Here is an 11623-nt window from a genome sequence, read left to right as displayed (position 1 = left end):
CAGCCGAAAACGACCTTTACTACGGCCCAACCCGAATGTCATTATTATCTTTTTACTGCCTTGTAGGCGTCGCCAAATTCTATGATCCTGCGGATGCCGTCGCGCAGCGTCGCCACGTCGTCGGAAATGTAGCCAAGGCGGATGAAACCCGGTACGCCCAGCGCATCGCCGGGCATGATGGCCACTTTCTTCTCTTCGATCAGCCGTTCGGCGAAGCCGACGGTGTCCATCGTCAGGCTGCGCACGTCCCCCCACAGGTACGGACCGGAGGCCGGCGCGTGCATGACGATCCAGGGGACCTCGGCAAACAGCCTGACCGCCAGATCGCGCCGCTGGCGGTAGTCCGCCATCATCTCGGTGGGCGCGCCGGTGGCGAAGGCTACGTCGGCCGCCACCTGCGACAGGTGGGGCGCGGCGGCCGTGATCGGACCCTGCAGCGTCTGCATCGCGTTGACCACTTCGGCGGGGGCCAGCGCGAAGCCGACCCGCCAGCCCATCATGGCGTAGCTCTGCGAGGCCGAGAAGATGGTGATGACGCCGATCTTTCGCCAGTCGCACAGGGCCGCCAGGCTGGTGTGCGCGCCATCGAAGATCAGGTGTTCGTAGCTCTCGTCGACGATCACCCTGGCCCCGATACGTTCCACCCAGGCACGAATGTGTTCCAGTTCGACGGGAGTGTACACCTTGCCGGTCGGATTGTGCGGGTTATTGATGATGACGACCTTCGGCGTTTCCAGGCTGTCCAGCAGCTGTGGCGTGATGGCATCGGGCAATTCGACCAGGATGGGACGCAGGCCCAGCAGCTGCGAAGTGGCCACATAGGCCGGCCAGTGCGGCTTGAAGACCAGCACGCTGTCGCCCGGGTCGGTGATCGTGTACAGCGCTTCGTACAGCGCCTGCTTGGCGCCGTTGGTGACGATGATTTCGCCGACATCGGCGTCGATGCCGTTTTCCTTGCGCAGCTTGTCCGCAAGGCGGGCGCGCACGTCGAGGGCGCCGACCACGCTGGTATAGGGCATGGTGCGCTCGCGTTCGACGGCGTGGGCCACCGCGTCCAGTACCGGACGCGGCGCCGGGAAGTGCGAAATCGCGATCGAGAAATCGATGACCGGCACACCCTCCGCGCGCAGGCTCTCCACCCGCCCGTGCATGGCAGTGGTGGCAAGTGGGCGGGAGGAGGCGATTCTGGCGGATGTATGCATGAAGAAGTCTCCGAAAGTGTCTGGGGGCAGCCTTGAGCGCTGGACCACGGTTTAATGTTTCCTAAATGTACTAGTTTTTCGCCGAACGTGGCGCACAAGACACAAATATAATTTTTAGGCAATCTTGGGCGGCAAGCGCGATCGCGCCGCACGCGCGGGTGAGCGCCGCGCCGGGGCCGTTTCTGGTACGGTGGGCTTGACCGTCTTATTGTTGGAGCAAGCCATGCAAAACCCCATCGTTCGTACCTTCAAGCAGCTGTCCTCCGCCGAACAGGCACGCCAGGAGCTCCTGGCGGCCGGCATGTCGGCCGACGACGTGAAAATCGATGTCATGATCTATGAAACCGGTGCCGTGCAGGGCAATTTTACCGTCGGCGACACCCCCGAAGTGAAAGGCAAGACCGCCTACACGCATACCTACGCGCCGACCGCGCAGGACGACGTGCGCGACTGCATGATCGTCGTGAACGCGCTCGATGACGGCATGGCGCAGCGCGCCGAAGCCATCCTCGAGCGTCACGGTGCGCTCGACCCGGATCCGGCACACCGGGCGGCGCAGGCTAACATGAACCGCCACTGAGTACCAAGCGATGAGCGCCATTCATCTCGAACCGAGCGACGCCCTGCTCATCATCGACATGCAGGTCGACTTCCTCCCCGGCGGCGCCCTGGGCGTCGCCAGCGGGCATGAGGTGGTCGCGCCGATCAACCACCTGATCGCGCTGTTCCGGGAGCAGGGCTTGCCGATCTACGCCTCGCGCGACTGGCATCCGCAGGACCACTGCTCGTTCGCGGACCAGGGCGGTCCCTGGCCGCCGCACTGCGTGGCCGGCACCCCGGGCGCCGAGTTCAGCGCCGAGCTGGCGCTGCCCGACGACGCCATCGTCGTCTCCAAGGCCGACACCGCGCCGGTCGACGCCTACTCGGCCTTCGCCGGCACCGGCCTGGCCGGCCAGCTGCGGGCGCGCGGCGTGGGCCGGGTCACGGTCTGCGGCCTGGCCACCGACTACTGCGTGCTGAACACCGTCACCGATGCGCTGGAAGAAGGCTTCGATGCGATCATCGTGCCGGAGGCGATGCGCGCGGTGGACGTGAAGCCGGGCGACGGCACGCGCGCGATGGACCGCATGGTGGCGCGCGGCGCGGTGCCGGTGCGGCTGGGGGAGGTGGGGATGATGGCGCTGTCGGTGGCTTAGGGCATCGTGCTGCCCTTGTGCAGCAAGACCAGATGGCCCGGCACATCCTTGCCGTGTTCGCGGCGCAGGGTGGCGTTCTGGGTTGCCGTCACGGCGAGCCCGCAAGCGGCGCCAAGGCGCTCGATGTAGGCCAGCGCGTGCACATAGCGGTTCGAGGCCGTGATCGCGTATCCGGCGCCGTCGTCGGCGCCGTCCTGCGCTTCCAGCGCTTCGCAGGAAAACGCGAACAGCCCGCCCGGCCGCAGCGCCCGCGCTACTCCCCCGAACACCGGCGCCAGCTCGCCGATGTAGACGAAGACGTCGGCGGCCAGCACCAGGCCGTAGTCCTGGCCGCCGCGTTCCAGGAAGCCGGCGATGTCGCCCAGGGCCAGTTCGTCGTACAGGCCCAGCGTCCCGGCCTGGTCCAGCATCTTCTGCGACAGGTCGACGCCGATGAGTTTACCCGCCAGCGGCCGCATGAAGGGCGCGCACAGGCCGGTGCCGCAGCCCAGGTCCAGCGCCTGCTCGAAACAGGGCAGCGGGGCGGCGGGCAGGTGGGGCTGCAGCAGCGCGTGCAGCAGTTGCGGCGTGCGGTAGCCCAGCACCTCGACCAGGTGACGGTCGAAGTGGCCGGCGTACTGGTCGAACAGGCCTTTCACGTAGTCGGCCGGCGCCGCGGCCGGGGTCGCGCCTTCGCCCAGCGCCGCCAGCGCGAAGCCGATGTCGGCCGGATCGGCGCCCAGGTCGCGCGCGCGGCGATATGCCTGGATCGCCTCCTCGCGCCGGCCCAGCGCGCGCAGCACGTTGGCGCGGTAGTGCTCGGCCATCGCGTAATCCGGCCGTTGCTGCAGGGCCTGTTCATAGCTGTCCAGCGCCTGTTCCAGCATGCCGGACTTCTTCAGGGCGGCGCCGCGCGCGCACCAGATTTCAGCCTGCTGCGCCGGCTGCGCAGCGGCGAGTGCGCGCTCGTAGGCCGCGACGGCGTCCGTCAAACGTTCGAGCGCCTGCAGCGCATTGCCCAGGGCCTGCAGGGCGTCCGCATAAGCCGCGCGCATCGCCAGCGCCTGTTCGGCGCTGGCCACGGCATCGGCATGGCGGCCGAGGTCGTTCAGCACGATGGCGCGGTGGCACCAGGCTTCCGGATATCCGGGCTGGACCGCGAGGGCACGCTCGTAGCTGTCCAGCGCTTCCCTGGCGCGGCCGAGCCGGCGCAGCGTGTTGCCGCGGTTGTTCCAGGCCAGCGCATAGCGCGGGTCGAGGCGCAGCGCGGCATCGATGCTGTCCAGCGCGGCCTCGGGCTGGCCCAGGTCGTTCAGGGCCGCGCCCAGATTGGCATGCGCGCGCGCCTGCTGCGGATCGACCTGCAGCGCCGCCCGGATCAGCGCCGCGGCGCGCGCCGGGTTGCCGCGCTGGCGCTCGATCACGCCGCTCAGGTGCAGCGCGTCGAACTGCTGCGGGGCGCGCGCCAGCACCTGCTGGTAGAGGGTGTATGCCTGCTCCAGCCGTCCCTGCTGGTGCAGTGTGACGGCCTGTTGGAGCAGTGTTGCCGGGTCCACGCTCATTGCAAACTCAGCTCCAGCTGAGGTCCGCTTTACTCAAGGGCAGCTCGCGCACGCGCTTGCCGGTGGCGGCGAAGATCGCGTTGCAGACAGCCGGCGCCAGCGGCGGGAACACCGGCTCGCCCAGGCCCGTGACCGGATAATCGGTCTTCAGGAAGTGCGCTTCGATCCTGGTCGGGGTGTCCGGCATGCGCAGCAGCGGGTAGTCATGGAAGTTGCTCTGCACGATGCGGCCCTTCTCGACGTTCAGCGACGGGTACATCAGCGTCGACAGGCCATCGATCACCGAACCCTGCACCTGGTTCTCGGCGCCGGACAGGTTGACGATCTGGGCGCCGATATCGGTCACCACCACCACCCGGTCCACCCGCAGCTGGCCTTCCTTCGAGACCGTCACCTCGGCCACCTCCGCCACATAGCCGCGGTGGCTGAAGTGGAAGGCCACGCCGGCACCCTGGCCGCGCGCGAACTTGCGCTTGCCCCAGTCCGACTTCTCGGCCACGGCCTTGAGCACATTGCGCATGCGCGCCACGTTATAGGGCACGCCGCGTTCGCCGGTGCCGGCCACCATGTCCTTGTCGCCCAGGATCTCGAGGCGGAATTCGATCGGATCGCGGCCTGCCGCATGCGCCAGTTCGTCGATGAAGCTGTGGAAGACCCAGGCGAACACGTTCGAGCCGGGCGCGCGCCACGGTCCCATCGGGATCCTGCATTCGAGCGGGGTCTGCTCGAGCAGGCAGTTGGCGGTCCAGCGGCCGGGGAATTCGTCGCCCGACAGGCTGGCGCCGCTGCCGGGGCGCAGCACGCTGCCGGTGGTGCCGTCGCTTTCCTTCTGCTCGACGCGGTTGGCAAAGGTGACGAAATGGTTGTGCCATGCCACCAGCTTGCCTTGGGCGTCGACGCCGCCGCGCAGGAAGTGGAAACCGCCGGCGCGGAAGTGGTCGTGCTGCAGGTCGTCCTCGCGGGTCCAGGTCAGCTTGACCGGCGCTTTGACCTTCTGCGCGATCGCCACCGCGTCGACGATGAAGTCGGAGGACAGGCGCCGCCCGAAGCCGCCGCCGCTGCGCGTGATGTGCAGTTCGATCTTCTCTTTCGGGATATTGAAGGTGCTCGCCACCAGGGCCTGGCCGGCGCCCGGATTCTGGGTCGGCGCCCACAGCTCGACGCTGCCATCCTTCGGGTCGACCACGGCGGTGCAATTCTGCGGCTCCATGCTCGCGTGCGAGATGAAGGGGTAGGTGTAGGCGGCTTCGACGGTGCGGGCGGCGCCGGCCAGCGCGGTCTCGACGTCGCCGTCGCGGCGCATGGTGACCGCGCCCGGCTGCTTGCTTGCCGCCTGGGCCTGGGCCAGGAAGCCTGCCCAGCTGTGATTGGCGCCTTCGCCTTCGTCCCACTGTACGACCAGCTTCTTGCGCGCACGGATCGCATTCCAGGTGGAGTTGGCGACGATCGCCACGCCCGGACGCAGGCCGTTCAGGTTGTCCGTGCCCTCGACGATGAAGGCATCCTTCACGCCGGGCATGGCCTTGATCGCCGCCAGGTTCGCCGACACCGGGCGGCCGCCCAGCACCGGGCACTTGACGTAGACCGCGTGCAGCATGCCGGGCAGCTGCACGTCGATGCCGAACAGCGGTTTGCCGGCCACGACCTTGTCGTTGTCGACGCCGCCGACGCGGGTGCCGAGCAGGCGGTAAGTCGCGGGATCCTTCAGTTGCACACCCTTGGCGTCGGGCACCGGCAGCACGGCGGCAGCCTTCACCAGCTCGCCATAGCCGAGGCGGCGCTTCGATGCCTCGTGCAGTACGGCGCCACGCTCGGCGCGGCATTCGCCGGCCGGCACGCCCCAGGTCTGGGCGGCGGCCTGGACCAGCATGGTGCGCGCGGTGGCGCCCAGGCGGTGGAAGTTCTCGTAATTGGTCGGGGTCGAGGTCGAGCCGCCGGCGCCTTGCGAGCCGTAGGCCGGGTTCAGGTCGCCCTGGACCACGCGCACGTCTTTCCAGTCGACTTCCAGCTCCTCGGCGATCACCATCGGCAGCGAGGTCTTGATGCCCTGGCCGATCTCCGGCTGCTTGGACACCAGGGTCACGATGCCGTCCTGGGCGATGCGGATGAAGACGTTGGGCGAGAATTCCGTGGCAGCGGCAGCTTTGCTACCGGCCTGGCCCTGGGCCAGCGCGGCGATGGCGCCGTTATGGAACAGGCCGAGCGCCAGCAGCGAACCGCCGGCGGCGGACTGGCGCAGGAAGCTGCGGCGCGAGCTTGATGCCGGGGCCGGAGCGGCCTGCAGGTCTTTGTCGCGTACGTTCATTTCTTGCCCTTTCCGGCCGGTGCCGCGGATGCAATCTCGGCGGCGCGGTGGATGCCGGCGCGGATGCGGACGTAGGTGGCGCAACGGCACAGGTTGCCGGCCATGGCATCGTCGATCTGGGCGTCGGTCGGGCGCGGGTGCTGCTTGAGCAGGGCGCAGGCACTCATGATCTGTCCGGACTGGCAATAGCCGCACTGGGGCACGTCGAGTTCCTGCCAGGCCTGCTGCAGCGGATGCGCGGCCTTGGCGTCGAGTCCCTCGATGGTGGTGATCTTGCGCTTGCCGATGCTCGATACCGGCATTTGGCAGGCGCGTGCCGGCTGGCCATCCACGTGAACCATGCAGGCGCCGCAGGCACCGACGCCGCAGCCGTACTTGGCGCCGACCAGGCCCATGGTGTCGCGCAGGGCCCACAGCAGGGGCGTATCGGCTTCGACGTCAACGAGTTGCGCCTTGCCGTTGACGTTCAAGGTGTATTTACTCATGTGTTGTTTAAGTTATTGCCAGAACAGAACAACACAATCGTAAACCAAAGCGGGGCGTCAAGACCAAGGATTTATTGCTACAGGCCTCCCGGATAGGTTTCCGGCGGCTCTTCCGAATGCCAGCCGCCGCCCGGATCGAGGGGCGTGACCGCTGTGGTGCGGTCGATGTGGATGACGGCGTCGAACTGCACCGCCATCTGGGCCGAGAAATAATGGCTCTGGCGCTCCGTGCGCGGCAGGTAGATCACGCCGATCGCGCGTTCCAGGCGGCGATGCATCAGCGCTTCGCGCGCAGGGTTGTCCCCACGCAGGGGGAGCAGGAAGCGCTCGATGCCGGTGTCGTGCAGCAGTTCTTCGTAGCTGCCGGGCATGCCGGGACGCACGCGCTTGTGTTCGGCGGGGCCATCCCATTCCGAGGCGGCGGTGACGAAACCTTCGTAGGTCGAAAAGCCGATCAAGCGGGTCTGGCCGTCGTAGGCCTTGCGCGCCAGCTCGCCGACATTCCATTCGCCCAGTTGGCCGACCTCGGTGGCGCGGGCGTCGCCGATGTGGGAATTGTGTTCCCAGACCACGATCTTGGCCGGCTCGCCATCCTTCGACAGATGCTGGGCCAGGGCTTCCAGGGTCTCGGCCATGTGGCTGTCGCGCAAATTCCAGGACGACACCCGGCCGCGGAACATGGTCCGGTAGTATTCCTCGGCATTCTTCACCAGCCGCGCGTTCTGCTGGGCGTAGAAGAAGGCGTCGGCGCTGCCGTCCTTTTGCGAGTATTCGTGGTGGCGCCGCTGCAGCTGGTTGAGCTGCTCGATCACGCCTTCCTCGCAGGAAGCGGACAGGTCCAGGTTGGCGGAATAGCCGTAATGCTGGCTGTCTTCGTAATAGTGGTCGAAGCAGGCATAGCGCTCGCGCGCCACCTGGGCCGCCTTCGGGTCAACCTTGTCGAGGTAGGCCAGCACTTCGCGCAGCGAGGTAAACAGGCTGTACAGGTCGAGACCGTAGAAGCCGACCTGCTTGCCGCCCGCGGCCTGCTGTTCGTTGTGCCGGCGTAGCCACTCGACAAAGGTGGCTACGTCGGTATTGCGCCACATCCAGTTCGGGAAGCGCTCGAAGCCGGACAGGGCGGCATTCGCATCCGCGTCTTCGCTCTGGCCGCGGACGTAGCGGTTGACGCGGTAGGCGTCCGGCCAGTCGGCCTCCACCACCACCGCGTGGAAGCCTTTTTCCTCGATCAGCCGCTGGGTGATCTTCGCGCGTTCTTCGTAGAACTCGTGGGTGCCGTGGGTGGCTTCGCCCAGCAGCACGAAGCGCGCGTCGCCGACCAGGTCGAGCAGGGCGTCGTAGTCGCGCGCGCCGCCGCTCAGGGGCAGGGCGGCGGCGCGGATGGCCTCAACGGGATCGAGGGCTGCCATGATGCCTCAGCCGTGCTCAGTGAAGAAGGCGGCTGGTCCAGCTGGACTGGGCGGCTTCGCGCGGCATCGACCCGCGCTCGATGAAGTCGCGCATGCGCGCCAGGTCTTCGTCCATCTTGGACTTCGGATCCGAACCGAGCAGCAGGGCAAAGGCATGGCCCAGGGCGCCGGCCGGCGGCGAGTAGGACATGCGCACGGTGACCAGGGTGCCGCCGCGGTGGCGTTCGAACTGGATCGAGCCGCTGTTCGGGATTTCGGCCCCGGCTTCGCTGCGCCAGGCCAGGCGGTTTGGACGGCTCTGCTCGGTCAGCACGGACTTCCATTCGAAGCGCGAACCGCCCGGACCCTTCACGGTCCAGTGCGAGCGGCGATGGCCGAGATCCTTGACCTCGGTCACGTGCGACATATAGCGCGGGAAGTTTTCGTAGTTGGCGAACTGTTCGTAGACCTCGTCCGGCGCGGCATCGATATGGATGGTCTTTTCGAAGTCGATGGTCTGGTCCATGCTGATGCCGTTCGCCACGCCCTTGGCCATGCCGAGGCCGGCAGCGCCGCGACTCGCGAGCGAGCGCAGCGGCTGGTTGGCGGCGCCGCGCGCGAGCAGGGCGGCGCCGGCCAGACCGATCAGGGCGCCCATCGGCGAGCGGCGCATCAGGCCCATCAGGGCCAGCACGGCACCGCCGGCCAGGGCGGAATTGCGCATCGTCGGGGCCCAGGCGCCCTCGCTGTCGCCACGCACTTCCTGCGCCACGCGGCGGCCGAGGCGGCCGGCGCTCTTGCGGGTGTCGTCGTAGAAGTCGGCGGCGGTGTCGGCAGCGCGGCTGACCGCCTTGCTCACGGTGCTGCGCGCATTCGAATAGGTGTCGCTGTCCTTCGCATCGCCGGCCAGGTCGGAGGCAGCGCTGGAGGCGCGGTTCATCGCATCCACGGCAACGTCCCTGGCTTTCGAGAACGCGTTCGAAATCGTGCCGCCGATGCTGCCGTCCGGCTTGGCCATGTCGATGGCGTCATCGGCCGCGGCGCCCATGCGGTCGCCGGCGCCACGCCAGACGTTGCCGAGGGCGCTGGTGGTGCGCGAGCCGGCGCTGCGCACGGCGGCCGCCGATTGGGCGCGGCGTGCGCTGCCGCGGTCTGGGTCGAGCATGTACATCAACAGGGCGCCGGCGGCGGCACCACCCAGCCATTTGGCAAGTTCAAGCCCGGTGTCCGTCGTCGTCGTGCTTTGCGTCGGCAGTCGTTGCATGGTTTCGGTCCTCCTTTGGTTGTTGTCGTTCGGCCGTCCGCGCATGCCAGGCGTCGGCCAGCAGATCCTGTACTTCTTCGTCGCCGGTCTGGTCGAAGGCGTCGTACCACTGGCCCACGGAGCGGAACAGCGGCGGCGCCGACAGGCATACCAGCCGGTCGACCTCGCGCTCGAGCACGGCCAGCGTCTGCGGCGGCGCCACCGGCACCGCCAGCACCAGCTCCTCCGGTCCAAGGCCGCGCGCGATACGAATCGCCGCCAGCATGGTCGAGCCGGTGGCGACACCGTCGTCCACCAGTATTGCCGTGCGCCCGCTCAGCGCCAGCGCTTCGCGCGCGCCGCGGTAGGCGCGCTCGCGCCGCTGCAGCTCGGCCAGCTCGCGCTGCGTGACCGCCTCGACCTGTTCGGCGCTCACGCCCATCAGGCCGGGTACGCCCGGCTGCAGGACGCGCACGCCGCCGCTGCCGACCGCGCCCATGGCATATTCCTCGTGCCCCGGCAATCCCAGCTTGCGTACCAGGAGGATATCGAGTTCGATCCCGAGCCGCTGTGCGATGGCGAACGCAACCGGCACGCCGCCGCGCGGCAGCGCCAGCACGACGGCATCGGCGCGCCCGGTGTACTCGCGCAGCTCCCGGGCCAGCAGTTTGCCGGCCTGGGTGCGGTCCTTGAAGCGGCGATACTCGGCCATGCCTACTGGATCGTCAGGCGTTTGGCAGCGTTGCCTTGCCGCTTGGGCAGGGTGAGCGCCAGGACACCGTTCTCCAGCCGGGCTTCGGCCGCGGCATCGTCGACTTCCGACGGCAGCGTGAAGCTGCGCTGGTACCTGCGGGTCGAGCGTTCAGAATACACCACCTGTTCGCCCTGGCGCTGTTCGTTTGCCTGCTGACATTCTCCCTCGATGGTGACGCGCTGGCCGTCGATCGAGACCTTGACGTCGTCCTTCTTGACGCCAGGAAGTTCGGCATGCACCTCGAAGGTTTTCTCGGTCTCGCTGACGTCCAGCCGCGGCATTGCCAGACCATCGTCCAGCATGCGCGCGCCCTGGGCCAGCGGGGCGAAGAAATCCTGGAACATGCTCTCGACCATGCGGCCGAACTGGTCTTCCATCGGGCCGCCGCGCAGGGTGGACAGCGGACCGTTGCCTCTTCTCGTCAGGTTCATGATGACCTCCCTTGGAGTGGATGAATCTACTCCTTTTATAGGGCGGCCGAAAAACGATTTCAAGCGGTGAGGACGCAAATTTGATGCCCGCCAGCCGGCGGGCATTTTGCGGGAATTTACGCGGGGAGGGGTGCTCAGCCGAGGCTCATTTGAGGCGGCTGGCGTGGAAGCGCAGGTGGTCTTCGACGAAGGTGGAAATGAAGTAATAGCCGTGGTCGTAGCCGGCATGGCGGCGCAGTTCGAGCGGCTGGCCGACGGCGCGGCAGGCTTCCTCGAAGGCTTCCGGATACAGCTGTTCGGCGAGGAATTTGTCGGCCAGGCCCTGGTCGACCAGGATGCCATCCGGGAACACGGCGCGGCCGGCATCCTTGACCAGCTCACTCGCATCGTGGGCGCGCCAGGCAGCCTGGTCCGGACCGAGGTAGCCGCCGAAGGCCTTCTGGCCCCAGGGGCAACGGGTCGGCGCGGCGATCGGCGCGAAGGCCGACACCGAGCGGAACAGGTCCGGGTGGCGCAGCGCCAGCGTCAGCGCGCCATGCCCGCCCATCGAGTGGCCGAAGATGCCGACGCGCTGTGGATCGGCCGGCAGCAGGCCCAGCGCCAGCTCGCGCAGTTCGAGGATGTAGCTTTCCATGCGGTAGTGGCGGGACCAGGGCGCGGCAGTGGCGTCGAGATAGAAGCCGGCGCCGACGCCGAAGTCCCAGCTGTCCGCTTCGCCGGGGACGCCGGCGCCGCGCGGGCTGGTGTCGGGCGCGACCAGGATCACCCCCAGTTCGGCCGCCACGCGCTGGGCGCCGGCCTTGATCATGAAGGTCTCTTCGGTGCAGGTCAGGCCGGCCAGGTAGAACAGCACCGGCAGCTTCTTGTCCTCGGCATTGGGCGGCAGGTAGACGGAAAAGCGCATCGGCAGGCCGATGGCGCTGGAATCGTGCTGGTAGAAGCGCTGCGGGCCGCCAAAGCAGGCATGTTCGCTGAGCACTGTAGGTTGAGCAAGCTCGGTCATGTTGGTCTCTCGTCAGGTGAGCAATAGCGCAAGTATGCCGTCTATGCCAGGACCGTGCACGGGCTGGTGTAAAAC

Annotated in this window: 11 protein-coding genes; 2 read left to right on the top strand and 9 right to left on the bottom strand. The window is 67.7% G+C overall.

What is annotated here, in order from left to right:
- Nucleotides 1–44: 44 nt before the first annotated feature.
- The gene (locus NX782_RS01095) at nt 45–1202 is read right to left on the bottom strand and encodes a pyridoxal phosphate-dependent aminotransferase (protein ID WP_258843630.1); all 1158 of its coding nucleotides are present in this window, start codon (nt 1200–1202) and stop codon (nt 45–47) included.
- Nucleotides 1203–1425: 223 nt separating this feature from the next.
- Between NX782_RS01095 and NX782_RS01090 the strand changes: the two genes are divergently transcribed.
- Both NX782_RS01090 and NX782_RS01085 read left to right on the top strand, forming a co-directional pair.
- A complete protein-coding gene (locus tag NX782_RS01090) occupies nt 1426–1782 on the top strand; it encodes a hypothetical protein (protein ID WP_258843629.1) in 357 nt (118 codons plus the stop codon).
- Nucleotides 1783–1792: 10 nt separating this feature from the next.
- A complete protein-coding gene (locus NX782_RS01085; RefSeq protein ID WP_258843628.1) occupies nt 1793–2398 on the top strand; it encodes an isochorismatase family protein in 606 nt (201 codons plus the stop codon).
- Here the strand turns inward: NX782_RS01085 and NX782_RS01080 are convergent.
- The 8 genes from NX782_RS01080 to fghA all read right to left on the bottom strand — a co-directional run bounded on the left by NX782_RS01080 (nt 2395) and on the right by fghA (nt 11548).
- The gene (locus tag NX782_RS01080; protein WP_258843627.1) at nt 2395–3939 is read right to left on the bottom strand and encodes a tetratricopeptide repeat protein; all 1545 of its coding nucleotides are present in this window, start codon (nt 3937–3939) and stop codon (nt 2395–2397) included. The two genes, NX782_RS01085 and NX782_RS01080, sit on opposite strands and share 4 nt — an antisense overlap.
- Before the next feature lie 7 nt (nt 3940–3946).
- Complete coding sequence (locus tag NX782_RS01075) at nt 3947–6244, bottom strand: xanthine dehydrogenase family protein molybdopterin-binding subunit (RefSeq protein ID WP_258843626.1); 2298 nt, start codon at nt 6242–6244, stop codon at nt 3947–3949.
- Nucleotides 6241–6729, bottom strand: coding sequence for a (2Fe-2S)-binding protein (locus NX782_RS01070; RefSeq protein ID WP_258843625.1), 489 nt, complete (start codon nt 6727–6729; stop codon nt 6241–6243). Before NX782_RS01070 ends, NX782_RS01075 begins: the two co-directional genes overlap by 4 nt.
- Before the next feature lie 77 nt (nt 6730–6806).
- On the bottom strand, nt 6807–8138 hold the full coding sequence (locus tag NX782_RS01065; RefSeq protein ID WP_258843623.1) for an erythromycin esterase family protein: 1332 nt from the start codon (nt 8136–8138) through the stop codon (nt 6807–6809).
- A gap of 16 nt (nt 8139–8154) precedes the next feature.
- The gene (locus NX782_RS01060) at nt 8155–9381 is read right to left on the bottom strand and encodes an SRPBCC family protein (RefSeq protein WP_258843622.1); all 1227 of its coding nucleotides are present in this window, start codon (nt 9379–9381) and stop codon (nt 8155–8157) included.
- Nucleotides 9332–10072, bottom strand: a complete 741-nt coding sequence (locus NX782_RS01055; RefSeq protein WP_258843621.1) for a phosphoribosyltransferase — start codon at nt 10070–10072, stop codon at nt 9332–9334. The genes NX782_RS01060 and NX782_RS01055 overlap by 50 nt, the downstream gene beginning before the upstream one ends.
- Nucleotides 10073–10074: 2 nt before the next feature.
- Nucleotides 10075–10545, bottom strand: a complete 471-nt coding sequence (locus NX782_RS01050) for an Hsp20/alpha crystallin family protein (RefSeq protein WP_258843620.1) — start codon at nt 10543–10545, stop codon at nt 10075–10077.
- A gap of 145 nt (nt 10546–10690) precedes the next feature.
- On the bottom strand, nt 10691–11548 hold the full coding sequence (fghA, locus tag NX782_RS01045; protein ID WP_258843618.1) for an S-formylglutathione hydrolase: 858 nt from the start codon (nt 11546–11548) through the stop codon (nt 10691–10693).
- Between the last annotated feature and the right edge of the window lie 75 nt (nt 11549–11623).

Origin of the sequence: Massilia norwichensis (assembly GCF_024753245.1) — a bacterium.
Taxonomy (GTDB): Bacteria; Pseudomonadota; Gammaproteobacteria; order Burkholderiales; family Burkholderiaceae_D; genus Telluria; species Telluria norwichensis.
This window is presented reverse-complemented; position numbering and strand designations above follow the sequence as displayed.